Origin of the sequence: Paenibacillus piri, from assembly GCF_004354045.1 — a bacterium.
Taxonomy (GTDB): domain Bacteria; phylum Bacillota; class Bacilli; order Paenibacillales; family NBRC-103111; genus Paenibacillus_S; species Paenibacillus_S piri.
In genome coordinates, this window is the sequence record NZ_SMRT01000003.1 from 159,251 (window position 1) to 178,883 (window position 19,633).

Below are 19,633 nucleotides of genomic sequence, written 5' to 3' on the forward strand. Positions count from 1 at the left end.
AACCGTTTGCAAAGCGTGTCTTTGAATATCTAGGGGGGATTTCGTTGAAAAAAGCAATTGTTTCCGGACTGGTACTGACATCCGTTATGGCGAGTGTATTAACAGCCTGTGGGGGTACCGCTGTTGAACAAATCAATAAAGAAACCGGGAAGGCTACGCCCAGCAGCACTGTACTTAAATTTTGGCTCCGTGGAAACGCTTCCGAACCACTGAACAAAAGTTTAGTAGCGGACTTTAAAGAATATGAGCAGAAGCATCCGAATGTCAAGATCGTTGCCGATTTTGTGCCTATTGCCGATGTAGAAACCAAATGGAATGCGGCGTTTGCGGGAGGGACGGCTCCGGATTTGTTTGATGTCGGGATCGTGAATCTTCCGAGCAGAGCCCAACTGAATCAATTCGCCGTACTGGATAGTTATATTCAAAAGTGGGAGGACAAGGCGGATATTCAAGAAAATATTATTAATTTGGGGAAGTTTAAAGAAAAGGTTTACGGAATCGGTTATGCTCCGACGCCTTATGTATTCGCCTACCGTAAAGACTTTTTTCAGGAAGCGGGTCTGGATCCTAACTCGCCACCCAAAAATTGGGATGAGCTTAAGCAATATGCGATGAAATTAACCAAGAAAGACGGAAACCAGGTCATTAGAGCCGGTTTCGATATTCCGAAGCAGGAAGATTCGTTATTGTTCGAAATATTTGCCAGACAGAACGGGAACATCCTGGTGGATGAGATGAATGAAGTTCCTGTGTTCGACCAGCCGACTGCCGTTGAAGCGGTACAATATCTGGTTGATCTAATGCCATACTCAATTCCGTTCGCGGACATGAATAAGGTGGACAACATTCCGTTTACTAAGGGCAAATCGTCCATGAGTTATTTGTTGCCGGATACGATTAAGAACATGATTAACAACGATCCGTCTTTAGTGGACAAGATCGGTATCGTCAGCAACGTACCGGGTAAAAAACCGGCAACGTTCAGCGGATTGCGTCTGTTCTCCATGTCCGAACAAAGTAAAAATAAAGACGCCGCCTGGGATTTGATTACCTTTTTGATGAGCAAGGACAAGATGGCCGCCAGGATGAAAGATACCAACACGGCGGTGGTGAGGAAATCTCTTGTCGAGGACTATATTAAATTGGATCCTGCGTTTAATAAGCCGGTTATGGATGCTATATCAGTGGGATCCGGGCGCCCTAGCGTTACATGGTCACCGCTTTACAGAAAATATGCAACCCAAGGCTATGAGGAGTCGGCTTTTAAAAGAAAGCCGGTGGATCAGGCTCTGAAGGATGCCGTAACCAAATTGAAAGAAGAGATTTCCAAGTAACACGCGGAGGAAAACAATCCCTATGCCTTTAAAAATGCTGTTGAGAAAAAATCACTTTAGTGATCCGGTAGCTTACTTGCTGATTGCTCCTTTTTACCTGATGTTCCTATATTTTATTTTCATTCCGGCCCTAGAGGTTATCGTTTATAGTTTCACCGACTTCAACCTGTTTGAGCAAAAGCATTTTATAGGGCTGAACAACTACGTGAAACTGCTGAAGGACGATGTTTTTCTCAAGTCAATTCAAAATACCTTGATTTATCTGTTGTTCACCATAGTCCCAATGATGGCGCTTGGAATGTTGGCTGCAGTAGTCATGAATATCAAATGGGTGAATACGAAGGTCGCGAGAACCTTCATATTCACGCCCTACATCGTTTCCATGGTTGCGGTTTCGATGGTTTGGATGCTGCTCTACGATCCGTCGCATGGTATTTTTAACCGGATATTAATAGCATTGGGGATGTCGCCTAAAGAGTGGCTCATAGATCCACAATGGTCGTTATTTTCCATTGTTTTGATGAGCATATGGAAGGGCGTCGGCTATAATATGATCATTTTTTTGGCCGGGCTGCAAGGGATTCCCCGGGATCTGTACGAGGCCGCGGACGTGGATGGGGCGGGCAAGTGGCATCAATTCATCCATATTACCGTTCCCATGTTGGCTCCGGCTACGTTCTTTCTTTTTGTGACGGGCATTATTGCTTCGTTTAACGTATTTGAGCAGGTCAACGTCATGACAGCAGGAGGACCGGTGAATTCGACGACGACCATTGTACACCAAATCTATCTTCGGGCATTTACGGAATTCAAAATGGGTTATGCTTCTGCTCAATCCGTTGTGCTGCTGCTTGGTGTTCTGTTGATTACCGTGTTAAACATGAAGTTCGGAGCCTCGAAACATAAAAAGTAAATCGACTAAAAGGTAAGGAGATCGGATGGAACCAACAAGAGCTAAAAGATGGGTTGTTCAAGGATTGGTTGTTGCGTTTGCATGTATTTTTATGGTTCCGTTTATCATTATGCTTGTAACATCGTTGAAATCGATGGCTGAAATTCAGTCTCCGTCGTTTCAACTGCTGCCTCATACTTACCTGTTCTCAAATTATGCAAATGCGATGAGCCAGGGCAACTGGCCCCGTTATTTTATGAATTCAACCATTATTACCTCGACGACAGTAGGGATCGGCATCATTGTTATGTCGGTAGCAGGGTTTGCATTTGCCAGATTGAACTTTGCGGGAAGAAATATACTCTTTCTGTTTTCGCTGGTAGGTCTGATGATTCCTGAGCAAGTAATTATGATTCCCGTGTTTATGAAAATCAAGAGTATCCCGTTTGCCGGCGGCAATGATATCTGGGGCAATGGTGGGACAGGATGGCTCAACTCGTATTGGGGGTTGATTGTTCCGCATTTGGCTCATCCCTTCGGCATGTTTTTATTCCGGCAGTTTTTCCTGGGATTCCCCAAGGAATTGGATGAAGCCGCGAAGGTGGACGGCTGTTCGAGATTGCGTTCCTTTTTTAACATATACATTCCTTTAAGCCTTCCGGTATTTGCAACCGTAGCGCTGCTGAAAACAATCAATAACTGGAATCAATATACGTGGCCGCTAATTATTACGAACTCTGATGAAATGAAAACCGTACAATTGGCCTTAAGTATGTTTAAGTCGGAATCAGGACTTCAATGGAACTACATTATGGCTTCTACGACATTAATCGCTATACCGATGTTGCTGCTGTTTGTTTTTCTGCAAAAATACTATGTGCAAGGTATTGTGAGCTCAGGCGTTAAAGGATAGGGGGATAACAATGAAACAGCAACAACCCAATATATTATGGTTTTGTACGGACCAGCAGCGTTTTGATACAATCGGCGCGTTAAATAACCCGCATATTCATACGCCGAATTTAGACAGGCTGGTTAGCGAGGGGGTCGCGTTTACACGGGCCTATGCCCAAAGCACGGTATGTTCCCCGAGCAGAGCCAGTTTCCTGACGGGTCGTTATCCGAGAACGACGAGAGTGACCAAGAACGGTGGCCCTTATTTTCCTGAGGATGAAGTGCTGGTTACTAAAATGCTGGCAGATCACGGTTACGACTGCGGCCTAGCCGGGAAGCTTCATTTATCCGGAATTATAGGGCGGATTGAACCCCGCAATGACGACGGCTACCGAGTCTTTAAGTGGAGCCCGGCACAACGCGACGCATGGCCGATCGGACACGATTACCAAGTATGGCTCAAGCAGCAGGGAATCGAGTGGGGCGAGCATTATAAAGGACGCAACGGCGGGATCCATGAGGACTACCATCAGACCACCTGGGCGACAAATGAAGCGATTCACTTCATTAACCATAACAGTGAAGCGCCTTGGCTGATGAGCGTCAATGTGTATGACCCGCACGAACCGTTTGACCCTCCGCAGACGTATAAGGAACGCTACCGTGCGGAGGACATGCCGCTGCCCAAATGGCAGGAAGGCGAATTAGACAACAAGCCGCGGATTCAAAAGGAAGATTACCTCAATGGTGGACAAGGCGGTGTCGGCCCGAGCTGCGCAAGCATGAGCGATCTGGAGAAGCAGCAGTACATTGCCGACTATTATGCCATGATCGAGCTCGTCGATTGCAACGTCGGAAGGCTGCTTGACGAGTTGGAACGGACTGGGCAACGGGAAAATACCGTTATCATCTTTATGAGCGATCATGGGGAAATGCTAGGGGATCACGGCTTGATTCTTAAGGGCGCGCATTTCTATGAGGGTCTGGTACATGTCCCTCTGATCATATCGTATCCGGGGCATTTTAAAGAAAATGTGAGATTTGACGGGTTGGTGGAGCTTGTCGATATTGCCCCTACCTTGCTGGAGCTTGCCGGTATTGAAATTCCTTTTTATATGCAGGGCAAAAGCCTTCTTCCGATCTTAGAGGGAATGGCTGGCAACGAGTACATACACAAGGATCATGTATATTCGGAATATTACTACGCTTTATTAGGTTCGCACGACCATGTCTACGCGACCATGTATTATGACGGAAGATACAAGCTGGTTGTCTTCCATGGAGAAGAAGTCGGGGAGTTGTACGATCACGAAAATGATCCGGATGAGTTTGTAAATCTTTGGGACGATCCTGCTTATTTGGTCAAGAAGTTGGAGTTGATGAAGAAAAGCTTTGATTCCAGCGTATTTACTGTTGATCCCAAACCACTATTATGGTTAAAGGCTTAATACTTAAAAGGGTGCCACGATAATAAGTGGTGCCCTCTTTGCCGTGTCCGGGGCAACCGCGACCGAAGTATTTATACCGTGAACGGACAAACGGTCCCCGGGCGCATGCATGGAGCAACGAGCTGGGGCGGCACTGGGGATGGGTACAATGAGTAAAAATGGATAATTATACAATGATGACGCACTTCAATGAGTGGCTCTGTTCATGAAGTGCGTCATTTTTTTTTGAAATTGATGATACGGATTTAAAATGTCGGATGAGATGTCGATAGTCTCGGGATCAGTTGCGTATCAACCTTGATTTTGGTCTTGACCGAGTCTTCAGATTCGATTGATTGAATGATCAGATCGACAGCTAGTTGTGCCATTAGCTCCTTCTCTACATGAACGGTAGTGAGTTCGGGTGTGATGATTCGAGATTCTGAAATATTATCGAAACCGACGACGGACAGGTCATCAGGAACTCGAAAACCTAATTCGATCAGCGTTTTGATTGCGCTGATCGCTATATAATCGCATTCACAGAAGAAGGCGGTAGGCAGTGGAAGGCCAGTATTAATGCGCTCGCTCAACTGCTGATTGAGCGATTTTTGTGAAGATAGGATGGTGGGCGCGACAGAGAAATCGCAGCCATCTTCAACGGAAAGTTTTTTTTCACTCAGGGCGTAGGAAAAGCCGCGTCTCCGTTCTTCAAAATTATGGATCCTAACGTTTGAAGCAATATAACCGATGCTGCGGTGACCGAGTTCATATAAGTGGATACCGGCTTGATATGCACCCATCATATTGTTGATTTCAATGAAAGGCACACTCAGAGTATCGTAGCAGTTGTCCAGTACGACCAGCGGCAAAGACAGGAGTCCGGTAATGTTGGCGATTTGACTGCGGTCCAAATTGGTTCCCAGCAGAATGATGCCTTCGCAGCGGCGGTCGTCGGAAACCTTTTTGATATCCGATTCAAGATTGTCCAAATCGACGGTACTGAACATAAGCGAATATCCTTTCATCCGGCATCGTTCTTCGATGTAATGAATGAGTTCGCGGAAGAAAGGCTGCTGATAATAGTGCTCTAATACGATTCCGGAATTGGCGAAGACCAGGAAGGTCAACAATTTGTTCGCTCTTTCTGCCGTTCCGGTACGTGGTTTCGGCAAATAACCGTTATCTCGCGCGATTTGCAGAATGCGCTCCCTTGTGTCCGGTCCAATTCCAGGCTTTCCGCTAAACGCCAGGGATACAGCAGATTTAGATACTCCTGCAAGTTTTGCAATATCCTCCATTTTCAAATCAAAAGCATCTCCATTTCTAACGAGGTGAGTTTAGTAAGTTTAGTGTACATGGTTTTTATGAAATAATCAATTGTTGCTAAATAAGTTTATACTTAGTTTATATAAATAACTGAAATATTTATGTTAAAACAACTAAAATATGCATTGACCTGCCTGTTATTGGATGATAAATTAATGATAAGCAAAATACACTTCGTTTTGTCTATCGAAAATTTAGTAATGTTTAGTTAATTTGTTTATAAAATTCGCAAAAAGGAGATGCCATGATGGGGAAGCTTAAGCTTGGCTATGTGCCTACACGCCGCTTCGTGTTCAGTGCGGAGGATGCATTCCGCTACAAGGTTATGATCAAGGAGAAGATTGAAAGCTTTGGATTGGACATTGAAATCTTAGATTTGGAGGGGCTGAACCAAGAAGGACTGCTATACGACGACCATATTAATGCCGACCAGATTGCGGAACGGTTCCGCCAGGAGAAAGTCGATGCAGTCTTCTTTCCGCATTGCAATTTTGGAACCGAGGATACAGTCGCACGGGTGGGCAAGGCGCTGGGCAAGCCTGTTCTGCTATGGGGGCCGCGGGACGAAGCGCCGTTAGAGGACGGCATGCGGCTACGCGATACACAATGCGGGCTATTTGCTACGGGCAAAGTTTTACGCCGCTTTAACGTACCGTTCACTTATGTAACGAACAGTCGGGTAGACGACCCCGTATTCGAGCGGGGCTTCACCAATTTCATTGCCGCAGCAAATGTTGTCCGCCAATTCCGGAATCTGCGGATTTTGCAAATCGGGCCGCGTCCGGCCTCCTTTTGGACGATGATCTGTAATGAAGGCGAACTGCTGGAACGATTCGGAATCGAATGTTATCCGATTACGCTAATCGATATTCAGCGCGCTTCCCAACGGATTGAGAACGGCAACAGCTCCGAGCTGGCAGCGGCCGTCGACTACATCAAGGCCAAGCTGGATTGGTCCGAAGTAAGCGAAGCCGATGTTAAGCGAATTGCAGCCCTGAAGGTGGCGATGAAGCAATACGCGGTACAAACCGGAAGCACGGCTATCGCGATTCAATGTTGGTCCTCATTACAGGATGCTATGGGAATCATGCCATGCTTAGCTAACGCAATTTTGACCGATGAGCAAATTCCGGTTACCTGCGAGACGGATATTCACGGAGCGATTACCTCGGTCATGGTGCAGGCGGCCGCTATGAATACGCAGCCGACATTTTTTGCGGATTTGACCGTCCGTCATCCGGAGAACGCAAACGGCGAGCTGCTTTTCCATTGCGGCAATTTCCCAGTGTCATTATCGGTAGAGAATAAGCCGAAGCTGCGCAAGCATTTTTTGTTCGACGATCACTCTCCGGGAACTCACGAAGGTGAAATTAAGGGCGGCAGCATGACGTTGGCCCGCTTCGACGGCGACCATGGCGATTATCAATTATTTCTTGGCAAAGCTAAGGGTATCCAGGGGCCTTATACCCGTGGTTCTTACGTTTGGGTGGAGGTCAACGATTGGCCGCTGTGGGAAGAGAAGCTTGTAAAAGGCCCGTACGTACATCATTCTGTCGGTATTCATGCGAATGTCATTCCCGCTCTTTATGAGGCATGCAGCTATATTCCGGGCCTTAAGCCCGATCTTGTCGATCCGACGGAAAAGGAAATTCAAGCCTGGCTGCGGGGAGCGGGCTTATAAATGAGGAGGATGAACAGCAATGGATACGATTGCATTGAAAGCGAAGGCCGTTCAAATTCGGATGGATTTACTGAACATGATCCATCGGGCAAAGACTGGACATACAGGCGGATCTCTCAGTAATACCGATATTTTGACGGCGCTGTATTATAAGGTGATGAAAATTGACCCGACCAATCCGAAGCTGCCGAATCGCGACCGCTTTATCGCAAGTAAAGGCCATTCAGTAGAGTCATTATGGTGCATTCTGGCGGATCTCGGGTTTTTCCCGAAGGAGGAGCTGCAAACATTTAGCCAGTTTGGCACACGTCTGATCGGACATCCGAATAACAAAGTACCCGGTATCGAAATGAACACCGGTGCGCTGGGGCACGGACTTGCCATCGCCGTCGGCATGGCCTTAGCCTCCAAGAGGGGCGGTGCCGGTTACCGGGTATTTTGCTTAATGGGCGATGGAGAGCAGGCGGAGGGATCCGTATGGGAAGCCGCTATGGCGGGCGCGCATTACAAGCTCGATAATTTGGTCGGTATCGTCGACCGAAACCGGCTGCAGATCAGCGGATCTACCGAGGACGTAATGGGGCTTGATCCGCTTGATAAGAAATGGGAGTCTTTCGGGTGGAATGTGGTCTCAGTAGACGGAAATGATATAGCGGCATTAGTCCAAGTATTTGAGGAAGCGCCAACTGTAAAGGGGAAGCCGACGTTGATTATGGCGAACACCGTGAAGGGCAAAGGCGTTTCCTTCGCGGAGAACGTACCGCATTGGCATCATCATGTGCCGAACGACGGGGAGCTGGAGCTAGCCTTGAAGGAGCTTTCTGCCAGACTTAAAAGCTTTCAGGAAGGAGAGGTGCGATAAACGATGACTAACAAAATTCCGAATCGCCAAGTCATCTGCGATACATTGCTCGAACTGGCGAGAGACGATCGCGATATCATGGTGTTGGCAAGCGATTCCCGCGGCTCGGCCGCAATGGCTCCGTTTGCAGGAGCTTATCCGGAACAGTTCGTGGAGGTCGGTATTGCAGAACAAAATATCGTCGGAATCTCCGCCGGTCTTGCGCACAGCGGCAAGAAACCGTTTGTCACATCACCTGCTTGCTTCCTGAGCATGCGGAGCATCGAGCAGATCAAGGTGGATGTCGCTTATTCCGGCACGAACGTTAAACTTGTCGGCATTAGCGGCGGTATCAGCTACGGCGCACTTGGCATGTCCCATCACTCCGTTCAGGACATTGCGGTCACCCGGGCCATTCCGGGCCTGGCCGTCATGCTGCCGGCGGATCGCCACGAAACAAAGAAAATGACCGAAGCGCTTGTAAATTACGAGGGCGGCGTTTATGTCCGGATCGGCCGTAATCCGGTTGAGGACGTGTATGAGTCGGATGATTATGAATTTATCATCGGTAAGGCAGTCACGATGCGTCAGGGCTCTGATCTGACGATCATTGCGACTGGAGAAACTGTTCGTGTTGCGTTGGACGCAGAGGTTGCGCTCAAGAAAACAGGGGTTTCCGTCCGCGTTCTGAATATGCATACGATTAAACCGCTTGATGAGGAAGCGATTATTAGCTCGGCCCGGGAGACAGGCCGCATCATAACAGTGGAAGAGCACAGCATTCATGGAGGGCTCGGTGCGGCGGTTGCTGAAATTGTTGTGCAGCGGCATCCGGTGCCTGTTCGGATTCTCGGCATTCCCGACGAACCGGCGATCGCAGGCAAGACATCCGAGGTTTTCGAACATTACGGCATCAATGCAGAGAACATCAAACGAATTGCATTTGAGCTGCTTGGCAGGTAGGTGGCCGCGTGATGAAGGAATATCTTTTGACAATCGACCAGAGCACATCTGGCACCAAGGCCCTTGTGATCGACCGGGCCGGCCGGATTGTAGCGAGAGGCTCCGTTGAGCATAGTCAGTATTACCCCTCTGCAGGCTGGGTAGAGCACGACCCGATGGAAATCTATAATAACGTCATTCAATCATCCCATGCCGCTATGAAGCTGGCGGATATTTCGCCCGGCCAGCTAGCGGCAATTACGATTACGAATCAAAGAGAAACCGCTGTCATGTGGGATCGCAGTACGGGGCTCCCCGTCTATAATGCTATCGTATGGCAATGTCAGCGGACAGCAGGGGCTTGCGAGGCGCTTAAAGCAAGCGGCCAAGAGGCGATAGTGCGCCGGAAAACCGGACTTATGCTCGATCCGTATTTCTCGGCTACCAAGTGGAGATGGATTCTGGATCATGTTCCCAATGCCGAACGGTTATTGAATGAACGTAAGCTTCTCGCGGGCACGATAGACAGCTGGCTGCTCTGGAAGCTTAGCGGGGGACGCGTACATGCGACCGACTATACCAATGCAAGCCGGACTTCCTTATTCAATATCCGGACATTGGAATGGGATCAGGAACTTTGCACCTTATTCGGAGTTCCTGTCGATATTTTGCCGGAAGTGAAGTCATCTGACGAATGTTTCGGGTATACGGATGATTCTGAATGGTTCAGTGAGCGGGTGCCGGTTGCAGGGGTTGTCGGCGACTCCCATGCCGCGCTGTTCGGTCAGTTCTGCTTTGCACCCGGTTCGGCGAAAGCGACCTACGGAACAGGCACCTCCGTCCTCATGAACATCGGAGAGAAGCCTGTTGAAGCCGGGAACGGTCTTGTTCTGGCGATCGCTTGGAATATGAGCGGGAAGGTGACATACGCACTCGAAGCGGTGATACGGACATCGGGCGACTGCATCAAGTGGGTGCGCGACAATCTTGGACTGTTTGAAACGTTCCAAGAGATGGATCATATGCTGGAGCAGGCGCCTGATAATCAAGGCGTCTATCTCGTACCTGCCTTCGTCGGATTGGGGGCCCCATATTGGGAGCCGAATGCCCGGGCGATTCTTTCGGGTATGAACCGTGGAACCGGCAAAGCCCATATCGTACGCGCTGCGATTGAAAGCATCGCCTATCAAGTGCGGGATGCCGTCGGGCTGATGGAAGCGGAGACAGGCATTACAATGGTCGGTTTGCAGGCTGACGGAGGCGCTTCTGAAAACTCGCTGCTCATGCAGTTTCAAGCGGATATTTTAGAACGAACCGTGGTGAAGTCGGAGGTTGCGGAGTTGTCAGCTATGGGCTCGGCATATATGGGAGGGCTCGGCATCGGCTTCTGGGCATCTCTTGATGATGTGGCCATCGGACATAATTCCCGCAGGATTTATAAACCGGCTATGAAATCAGCAGAGTGTAAACGGTATTACGAAGGTTGGAAAAAGGCGGTTGCCACCGCGCTGTACGAAGCGCAAGCACACCAATCAGGAAGCGGGAGGAACTAGCGGCGAGATATACATTCGCGAATTGGAGAGATATGGCGGTTAACAAGAAAATGAATACAGGAGGGGATTCGAACTATGGCTTTCACAGAACAAACAAAACTAGGGAAAATATGGGCGAACCAGGAGGCTAGGGACGTTGTTTTAAAGCATCTTCCGGAAATAGCGGGTTCACCTTACCTGTCCTTTTGGAAAAGACGTACGCTGCCGGAGCTTGCGGTTTCCAACCAGGCTTGGGCATGGACGCAGGAGCACTTGGAGAACATTTTTAAAGAGCTGGCCGATGTGCAGGAGGAGACGGAATTTTTTAAGGATACCGCTCCGCCTGCCGATTATGAAGACGAATCGGTACCGGTTGGATCTGCAACCTTCACGGCACCGCAGTTCGCCGGGAAATGGGACGTATTTGAGATTACGTTACAAGGTCCTAGCCATGGCAATCCGTTCATGGATGTCCAATTGAGCGCGGAATTTACATTGGGGGACCGTATACTGCACACATCGGGGTTTTATGATGGGGAAGGCTTGTACCGCATACGGTTTATGCCCGATACCGAAGGGACGTGGACATTCCGGACCAAGAGTACGGCACGATCGTTGAACGGCATTGATGGAAGTTTTATATGTCAGGCTGCCCCGGCGGGCAATAAAGGGCCGGTTCGGGTAAAAAATACGTTCCACTTCGCTTATGAGGACGGTACGCCTTACTTGCCAATCGGTACAACATGTTACGCTTGGACGCATCAAGGCCGGGAACTGGAGGAGCAAACATTGGAAACGCTCCAATCAACCCCGTTCAACAAGATACGTATGTGCGTGTTTCCCAAATCATACCTGTATAACTTGAACGAGCCGGTTTATTATCCTTACGAAGGCTCTCCAGAGAAGGGATGGGATTATACGCGGTTTAATCCTGAATTTTTCCGTCATCTGGAGGAAAGGGTTGCCGACCTCGGCCGGCTTGGAATTGAAGCGGATCTGATTCTGTTCCACCCTTATGACCGCTGGGGATTTTCGGAAATGAAAAAGCCCGACGACGATAGGTATTTGCGGTATATCGCGGCTCGCTTGTCGGCTTACCGTCATGTTTGGTGGTCGCTGGCAAATGAATACGATTTGATGTGGAGCAAGGAAACGGAGGACTGGGAGCGGTTTGCCCAGATTATTACAGACCATGATCCGTACCGACACTTGATATCGATTCATAATTGCTTCGCTTTTTACGATTATAACCGGCCGTGGGTAACCCACTGCAGCATTCAGCGGATCGATGTCTACAAGACGGCTGAAAATACGGATCAATGGCGCAATGACTGGAATAAACCAGTTGTTATCGACGAATGTGCATACGAAGGCGACATCGGCATGGGGTGGGGGAATATTACCGGCCAAGAGATGGTACGCAGATTCTGGGAAGGCGCGGTCCGGGGCGGCTATGTCGGACATGGTGAAACGTATATGCATCCCGACGATATTTTATGGTGGTCCAAAGGAGGACAATTGTACGGCAGCAGCCCGCAACGGATTGCGTTTCTGACCAAGATTATGGAGAATGGACCGGAAGGCGGTTTGAATCCGCTGAAGTCCGAATTTGACGCTCCGTGCGCCGGTATCCCGGACGAATATTATTTATTTTATTATGGCTTTAACCAACCGCGGTACAGACAATTCAATATGAAACCCGGGATCCGGTATCGCGTGGATGTGATCGATACATGGGAGATGACGGTAACGGAGCTGGATGGCGCTTATGAAGGAGCGTTCCGGATCGAGCTGCCCGGCAAGCAATATATGGCCGTAAGATTGAGAAAAGCCGGTATATAAATCGCTGCATGATGAAGGTATAACAGATGAGGAAGTTGAAGCTTGGTTTTGTGCTGTGTGGATGATCCGGTATTCGAACGGGGTTCGGTAACGGTTTCACCGCTGCCAATATCGTCAGGCAATTCCGCAGCTTGCAGATTTTAAAGATCGGGCCCCGTCCGCCTTCGTTCCGGACCATGATCTGCAACGAAGGCGAGCTCATCCGGAAAACGGCAACGGGGAACTCCTTTTCCATTGCGGGAACTTCCTGGTGTGTGTTGTGAAATCAGCAGAGCGCGAACGGATATTATGATGTTTGGAAGAAGACGGTTGTCGTGGCACTTTTTGCTCTATATATCTTAAAAATTGTATTGACAGTTGAAAAATAATAAGATATATTCAGCACTATATACAGTGTATACAATGAATACAACGTAAAGTTTTGCATGATTCTGTTCACAAAAAGGAGCGGATAAACGGAGCATGAAAATCATTGATACTCATGTCCATTTGGGGAAATCAAAGTTTTCCGGTGTAGAAACCAGCGAAGAAGACATTCTCGACAGTATGGTCCTATATAATATCCATTCCTGTCTAGTTATGCCTCAACCTACATTGGATGCTATTCCATCGGTACATGAAGAAATTTTCAAACTTACCCAAAAATACCCCAATCAAATATTCGGAATGGCCAGCGTCGATCCCTGGGTATCGGACGACGAATATAATAATCAAATAACGGTTTGCTTGAAGGAATACGGCTTTAAAGCGATCAAGCTTCACCCCATGGGACACAATATTTCTCCCTTATCGCCTTTATGTAATAAGATTTATGAGGCAGCAAGGCAATTCCGTGTGCCTGTGCTGGTTCATACAGGAATCGGTAATCCCTTTTCGCTGCCGGCTCTTGTAATGGAACCGGCCAAAAGATATCCGGATGTAACCTTTGTGTTATGTCATGCCGGATTCGCTGTTTATACGGACGAAGCGATTGTCGCAGCGAAGTTATGTGAAAACATCATTCTCGAGCCTTCCTGGTGTCCGACTTATACGGTATCGAAAATGATCGAAGCTGCTGGGATTGAAAGAATAATTATGGGATCCGATCATATTAGTAATGTCCCGGTTGAACTGGCCAAGTTCCATTCATTAAAGCTATCGGACACACAGCTGGAACAGATTTTTCATCATAATCCCCGCACGCTGTTTAGATTATAAATAACACGGTTAATTCCGAATTCAACCATATGAGATGTTATTAGGAGGGAATGAATCCGTAATGCTGCAAAAATCCTACGAAACTCTGGATAATACCGTGTATAACCGGCTTAAGGAGATGATTATAAACAAGGAACTTAAACCTCTAGAGCCTATTGTTCAAAATCAGCTTTCCATGGAGCTGGGAGTAAGCAGAACGCCTCTTCGCAAAGCATTGGGAGAATTAGAGAAAGAGGGACTTCTTCTTAGATCCTCAAAGGGATGGTATGCCAAAGAGTTCAAGCTTCAGGATATGATCTCGATATTTGAAATTCGGGCTGTTTTGGAAGGGCTTTCATGCCGTATGGCGGCTCCTAATTTAACTCATGCCGATCTGGTTTATATGGAAACGTTATTCCGGGAAGCCTACCAGCAAAGGGATAGTCAACAAGCCGATGCCTATTATAAAGCCGATATTAAATTTCATAATATGATTATGGAAGCTGCAGGTGATGAAATTCTCCAAAGAACGGCGCTTTCCAACGATATTTTAGGTTACAGCTTTATTCAAGGATTGTACAGGGAGCCCAAGGAAACCTTTACCGAGCATCTCGAGATTATCAACGCGTTGCGCAACCGTGACGGATTGGCGGCTGAACAATTAATGCGTAGCCATATTCAAAAAGCGATTTTAAATCTAAAATCCGGAAAAATCGATATTTACAAATAATTTTTTATTCCAACTGTATACAACGTACACATCATGATGGAGGATATTAAAAAGGGAGGCGGATCTGTATAGGCAAAAGCAACGACGAATTGAAGAGTTGCAAGAGTTGTAAATGAATATCCGGATGGTACTGTGCAAATTTTGTGAAAGCGCTAACAAAAATGGTTGCCGGAAATTGCAGGGGTCTGTAAGCCCGGTAAAAAAAGGAGGATTTATATGGGGAAAAAATGGATCATGACGAGCCTGGCTACGGCATTATGCGGTACTCTGGTTCTAGGCGGCTGCAGCTCTTCAACGAAAGAAGGAACCAGTGCAACAAGTAATTCCGCAGCAAAGGAGGCCAAAAAGCCGGGCGAGAAATACGATCCTCCGGTTATGATGACGACGGCCAGAGGAGTAGATTCGAGCTTAAAATTCAGAGACGGGGAAACTATTGCTAACAATGTACATACCCGATGGGCCAAAGAAAAACTTGGCATCGATATTAAATATTTATGGACGGTTCCGGCTGAGCAAAACGGGTTTGAAAATAAGCTCAGACTGTCGCTTGCAGCTAATGAACCGCTGCCCGATGTTATAACCGTACCTAATCTCTTGGTAGCGGGCGAATTAATGGATTCCGGCAAAGTCATGGATATTAAAGAAGCGTTTGATAAATATGCCTCCCCGAGATTAAAAAAGATTTATTCCGATTTCCCGGAGCTGTGGCAGTTGGTTGACCGTAAAGGAAAGAAGATGGGGCTTCCTTTGACCAGCGGCGGGGATGGAGGCGATCCTGTCCTCTGGATTCGTCAGGATTGGCTGGATAAACTCGGCTTGAAGAAACCTGAGAATCTGGACGAAATGGAAACGGTAATGAAAGCGTTTGTAACTAATAAACCGGACGGTAAGGAGACGGCGGGGCTATCGTTCTACATGCAGGGCGGAATAGAGCAGGCGATGACTTGGATTTTCGGGGCTTACGGAGATTATATGCCGAGGTCTTGGAATAAGGCGCCGGACGGCTCTCTCGTATACGGTTCCCTGCAGCCGAATGTGAAGCAAGGCTTGGCGAAACTGCAGGATTGGTTTAAGAAGGGATATTTGGATAAAGAAGTAGGCTTGATGGATGCGCTTAAAGCTGCGGAAGCCTTCAACTCCGGCAGAGCAGGGATGATAGCCGGTCAATTCCATTCTCCGCTCGGCAGAATCAATATAGATAAGATAAAAGGCGCCCAAATGAAACCTTTTGCCTACCCGGCCGGACCAAACAATAAAAGGGGGCATCGCGCTTCAAACCTGTACGCCAATATTGCTTTGTTCAATAAAGACTTTAAACATATCGATGCGTTTTTCTATTATTACGATACTTTGCATGGCAACGTCTTAGGCGATAAGAGCTCCGAATTTTACAATTGTTATTTTGAAGGATACGAGTGCGTTGTGAAGAACGGGGTCGCTGATTTCAAGGACATTCCAGGCGGAGCTATGTCAGCCAGACTTTATACGATAAATCAACCGGAAATTCCTCTCATTCAGAATACGATAAGAAAAAAACTGTTTGAAGGCAAAGCTCCGGAGAGCGGGTATGAAATCAGAACCAAAGGACTTGGGGATCTAACGGTTGAAGCGGGAGCCTATGTATTGGATACAAGACCATTCCGTGTAAGCGACCAGTTTATGACCGCTCCGACCAAAACCATGCTCTCGCGTATGGCCCAATTGCAAAAAATCGAAGACGAATATTTTACGAAAATTATTTACGGTGAGCTTCCGGTCGACGCCTTTGATAAATTTGTGAAAGAATGGAAGGACGGCGGAGGAGAGCAAATTACGAAAGAAGTTAACGAATGGTACAATTCGGTAACGAAAAAGTAAGAGGAGGTATTTTGTGGAACAAGTATCCTTACAATCGGACCAAGCATCCGTTTCCATTAAAGCCGTGAAGCAAGGAACCCGTTGGAATTGGAAGCGGAATTGGCCTCTTCATATTTTAGTGATGCCCGCTTTTATATTAGGATTAATTTTTCATTACGGACCTCTCCCCGGGATGATCATAGCTTTTCAGGATTATAAGCCGTGGTTAGGCTTCACCGGTTCCGAGTGGGTTGGACTTGAGAATTTCATGCGGATTTTTCAATTTGGCGATACACGAAGCGTCATTAGGAATACTTTGTTTATTTCTTCATTTAAAATTGTTTTTTCGCTGCTAGTCCCGCTTTTGTTTGCTCTGCTGTTGAATGAGGTACGTAAAAGCTCTGTTAAAAAGACGATCCAGACGTTAGTTTATCTTCCGCATTTTTTATCCTGGGTCATTCTGGGAGGTATTTTAATAGATCTTTTATCGGTTAAGGGGGGGATTGTCAATCAGGCATTGCAGCTTTTCGGGCTTCAACCGGTGTTTTTTCTAGGCGATAATAAATGGTTTGTATTTACGTTGATTACCAGTGATTTATGGAAAGAATTCGGGTTTTCGGCGATCGTATTTTTGGCGGCGCTTGCGGGAGTAAATCCGAATCTGTATGAAGCGGCGCTGATCGACGGGGCTAACCGCATTCAACAAGTATGGTATATCACACTACCGGCAATTGTCCCCATTATTATTGTGGTGGCTACCTTATCGCTTGGACAAATACTTAACGCCGGATTTGATCAAGTATTTAATTTGTATAACCCTCTGGTTTATGAATCGGGAGATATTATCGATACTTATGTATATCGAATCGGACTTCTGGGAGGGCAGTTTAGTTTTGCTACCGCCGTAGGGTTGTTTAAATCGGTTATTGGATTTATGTTCATCCTTATCGGTTACTACACGGCCTATAAGCTCGCTGATTACCGTATTTTCTGAGGAGGTTTGCAGGTGCATATTGAAAGTTATTATTACCGTGTATTTACATGGATAAACACCGCATTTCTGCTTGCTTTAGCCGTTGCTTGCGTCCTCCCTATGGTTCACTTGCTGGCAGTTTCCTTGAGCGGTGCCGCAGCGGCGGAAGCGAATATGGTTATATTTACGCCGGTTGATTTTACCTTAGATCCCTGGATTAAGATGCTCAATAACGACAGGTTCGGTTATGCTTTATATCATGGAGTAGAGAGAACGGTGTTGGGTACTGTTATCACTTTGGGCGTATTGATTCTCGCGGCGTACCCTTTGTCCAAGGAGGAGCATGAGTTTAAAGGAAGAACCTTTTACATGTATTTTTTTGTTGCGCTGCTGCTTTTCCATGTCGGTCTTATTCCGCAATATATTCTCATAAGTAATCTGGGTCTTATAAATACAGTGTGGGCGCTTATTTTCACAGGTATCATTAATGTGTTCCATTTAATCTTATTAATTAATTTTTTTCGGACCGGAATTCCTAAAGAATTGGAAGAAGCCGCCTTTATGGACGGTGCAGGGCATTTCCGGAATTTGTTCAGTATATTCATTCCGGTTGCGAAGCCGGCTATAGCCACAATTGCCTTATTTACAATGGTCTCCCAATGGAATTCATGGTTTGACGGCTTGATTTATATTACCGATATGAACAAATTCCCTCTGTCTACCTTTCTCCAAACAATGATTGTTAATCCAAGACCGGAGCTGGTTCAGGATGTGGAAAGCCTGAAAGACTTGTCGGACCGGACTGCCAAGGCGGCGCAAATTTTTATTTCAATGCTGCCCATCCTATTTGTTTACCCGTTTCTGCAAAAGTATTTTGTAAAAGGGATTGTATTAGGATCTGTTAAAGGGTAAAGGCGAGTTTCATAATTTTAAAACAGGAGTGTGTCATTATGGGAAAAACAGTATTGGATATTCGCGGAGAACAGTTCTGTATCAACGGTAAGCTTGTATATTCCGAAATCGAAGGAAGTCGTCCCGAGGCCCATGGACTGCTGATGAATGCGCGGTTTATTCAAGGCATATTTGACGATAAAGCTGACTGCAGCCGGTATAACCGGTTCGGCCGCAGCTTTGACCCGGAGCGTAACACAAATGATCTAATCGCAGCGCTGCCGGAGTGGTATAATGCAGGGCTTCGGGCATTTACAGTCGGCTTTCAGGGAGGAGGACCTTGCTTCACGGTTGCCAACAATACCATCGACAACAATCCTTTCGGTTCGGAAGGAACCTCGCTGGATCCCGCTTACGCCAGCCGAATGGACCGGTTAATCCGGGCGGCGGATGAAATAGGAATGATCGTTATTGTGAGCTACTTTTATCCTGGTCAAGCGGGACGTTTAGAGGGCGCTAAAGGAGTGCTTAACGCTGTCAGAACAGCATCCCGGTTTCTGAAGGACGGCGGCTATTCCAATGTCATTATTGAAGTATGCAACGAGCATAATATTCAACACCACGGGCATCCGTTGATTTATAGCGGCGAAGGTATGGTAGCCTTGCTGGAAATTGCGCGCACCGAATCCGGAGGGATGCCTGTTGGCTGCAGCGGCACCGGTAACTTTATTAACGAAGACGTTTGTAAGGAAAGCGATGTCATTCTGATCCATGGAAACGGCTTGACACGGCAAGATTATTATAATCATATCCGGCAGGTAAAGGCATGGGCTCCCGGCAAACCGGTCGTATGCAATGAGGATTCCCAAGCTATTGGACAGCTTGAAGTCGCTTTCCGTACCCGTACCTCATGGGGGTACTACAATAACATTACGAAGCAGGAGCCGCCTGCAGATTGGCGGATTACCCGCGGTGAGGATCAATTTTTTGCTTACCGTATGGCGGAAGGGATCGGTATTTCATTGCCTGCCATACCCGAAGAGGAGCAATATTATCTTCAAGGCTGCGAGCCGGAAATGGAGTACGAAGGCAAACGGTGGATCCGGTTAGCGAGCTTGTATCCGGAGAAAATTGATTATGTAGATTTTTATCAAAACGATATATTCATTTATACAGGTTATGTTGAACCGTTCGCCGTATATTTCCGGTCAAATTGGCTGCAAGATGCCGTACAAGCCGATTCAGGGCCATCCAAATGGAAGGCGGTTATTCATCTAAAAGATGGAACTGTATTGGAACGATCCAATTAAGAA

Annotated in this window: 16 protein-coding genes and 1 pseudogene; 16 read left to right on the forward strand and 1 reads right to left on the reverse strand. The window is 47.1% G+C overall.

Going from position 1 to position 19,633, the window contains the following annotated elements; all coding sequences use genetic code 11:
- Nucleotides 1-44: 44 nt before the first annotated feature.
- Genes E1757_RS08980 through E1757_RS08995 form a run of 4 tightly spaced genes read left to right on the forward strand, consistent with a single transcriptional unit; the run spans nt 45 to nt 4,568 of the window.
- Entirely contained in the window at nt 45-1,334 is a 1,290-nt protein-coding gene (locus E1757_RS08980) for an ABC transporter substrate-binding protein (RefSeq protein ID WP_133226927.1), read from the forward strand.
- Nucleotides 1,335-1,356: 22 nt separating this feature from the next.
- The gene (locus tag E1757_RS08985) at nt 1,357-2,247 is read left to right on the forward strand and encodes a carbohydrate ABC transporter permease (protein ID WP_133226929.1); all 891 of its coding nucleotides are present in this window, start codon (nt 1,357-1,359) and stop codon (nt 2,245-2,247) included.
- Nucleotides 2,248-2,272: 25 nt separating this feature from the next.
- Complete coding sequence (locus tag E1757_RS08990; RefSeq protein WP_133226931.1) at nt 2,273-3,139, forward strand: carbohydrate ABC transporter permease; 867 nt, start codon at nt 2,273-2,275, stop codon at nt 3,137-3,139.
- Nucleotides 3,140-3,149: 10 nt separating this feature from the next.
- Nucleotides 3,150-4,568, forward strand: coding sequence for a sulfatase family protein (locus tag E1757_RS08995; protein ID WP_133226933.1), 1,419 nt, complete (start codon nt 3,150-3,152; stop codon nt 4,566-4,568).
- Nucleotides 4,569-4,813: 245 nt separating this feature from the next.
- Here the strand turns inward: E1757_RS08995 and E1757_RS09000 are convergent, their stop codons facing one another.
- Nucleotides 4,814-5,854, reverse strand: a complete 1,041-nt coding sequence (locus E1757_RS09000) for a LacI family DNA-binding transcriptional regulator (RefSeq protein ID WP_181956626.1) — start codon at nt 5,852-5,854, stop codon at nt 4,814-4,816.
- A 269-nt stretch (nt 5,855-6,123) separates the two neighbouring features.
- Between E1757_RS09000 and E1757_RS09005 the strand changes: the two genes are divergently transcribed.
- The 12 genes and pseudogenes from E1757_RS09005 to E1757_RS09060 all read left to right on the forward strand — a co-directional run bounded on the left by E1757_RS09005 (nt 6,124) and on the right by E1757_RS09060 (nt 19,630).
- The gene (locus E1757_RS09005; protein WP_133226935.1) at nt 6,124-7,557 is read left to right on the forward strand and encodes an L-fucose/L-arabinose isomerase family protein; all 1,434 of its coding nucleotides are present in this window, start codon (nt 6,124-6,126) and stop codon (nt 7,555-7,557) included.
- 19 nt (nt 7,558-7,576) lie between these two features.
- Nucleotides 7,577-8,419, forward strand: a complete 843-nt coding sequence (locus E1757_RS09010; RefSeq protein ID WP_133226937.1) for a transketolase — start codon at nt 7,577-7,579, stop codon at nt 8,417-8,419.
- Nucleotides 8,420-8,422: 3 nt separating this feature from the next.
- Complete coding sequence (locus E1757_RS09015; RefSeq protein WP_133226939.1) at nt 8,423-9,361, forward strand: transketolase family protein; 939 nt, start codon at nt 8,423-8,425, stop codon at nt 9,359-9,361.
- A gap of 11 nt (nt 9,362-9,372) precedes the next feature.
- Nucleotides 9,373-10,893, forward strand: a complete 1,521-nt coding sequence (glpK, locus tag E1757_RS09020) for a glycerol kinase GlpK (RefSeq protein WP_181956627.1) — start codon at nt 9,373-9,375, stop codon at nt 10,891-10,893.
- A 75-nt stretch (nt 10,894-10,968) separates the two neighbouring features.
- Complete coding sequence (locus E1757_RS09025; RefSeq protein ID WP_133226943.1) at nt 10,969-12,714, forward strand: DUF5605 domain-containing protein; 1,746 nt, start codon at nt 10,969-10,971, stop codon at nt 12,712-12,714.
- A gap of 57 nt (nt 12,715-12,771) precedes the next feature.
- Nucleotides 12,772-12,923: pseudogene (locus E1757_RS37170) on the forward strand (L-fucose/L-arabinose isomerase family protein); the annotation flags it as partial.
- Nucleotides 12,924-13,176: 253 nt separating this feature from the next.
- Nucleotides 13,177-13,911: an amidohydrolase family protein gene (locus E1757_RS09035; RefSeq protein ID WP_133226945.1), complete on the forward strand. Its 735-nt coding sequence runs from the start codon at nt 13,177-13,179 to the stop codon at nt 13,909-13,911.
- A gap of 61 nt (nt 13,912-13,972) precedes the next feature.
- A complete protein-coding gene (locus E1757_RS09040) occupies nt 13,973-14,620 on the forward strand; it encodes a GntR family transcriptional regulator (protein ID WP_165972025.1) in 648 nt (215 codons plus the stop codon).
- Nucleotides 14,621-14,836: 216 nt separating this feature from the next.
- Nucleotides 14,837-16,477, forward strand: a complete 1,641-nt coding sequence (locus E1757_RS09045; protein WP_133226949.1) for an extracellular solute-binding protein — start codon at nt 14,837-14,839, stop codon at nt 16,475-16,477.
- A gap of 13 nt (nt 16,478-16,490) precedes the next feature.
- Nucleotides 16,491-17,450, forward strand: coding sequence for an ABC transporter permease (locus E1757_RS09050; protein WP_425464829.1), 960 nt, complete (start codon nt 16,491-16,493; stop codon nt 17,448-17,450).
- A gap of 12 nt (nt 17,451-17,462) precedes the next feature.
- Entirely contained in the window at nt 17,463-18,341 is an 879-nt protein-coding gene (locus E1757_RS09055) for a carbohydrate ABC transporter permease (protein ID WP_246079100.1), read from the forward strand.
- Between the two features lie 38 nt (nt 18,342-18,379).
- On the forward strand, nt 18,380-19,630 hold the full coding sequence (locus E1757_RS09060) for a glycoside hydrolase family protein (protein WP_133226951.1): 1,251 nt from the start codon (nt 18,380-18,382) through the stop codon (nt 19,628-19,630).
- Nucleotides 19,631-19,633 lie beyond the last annotated feature (3 nt).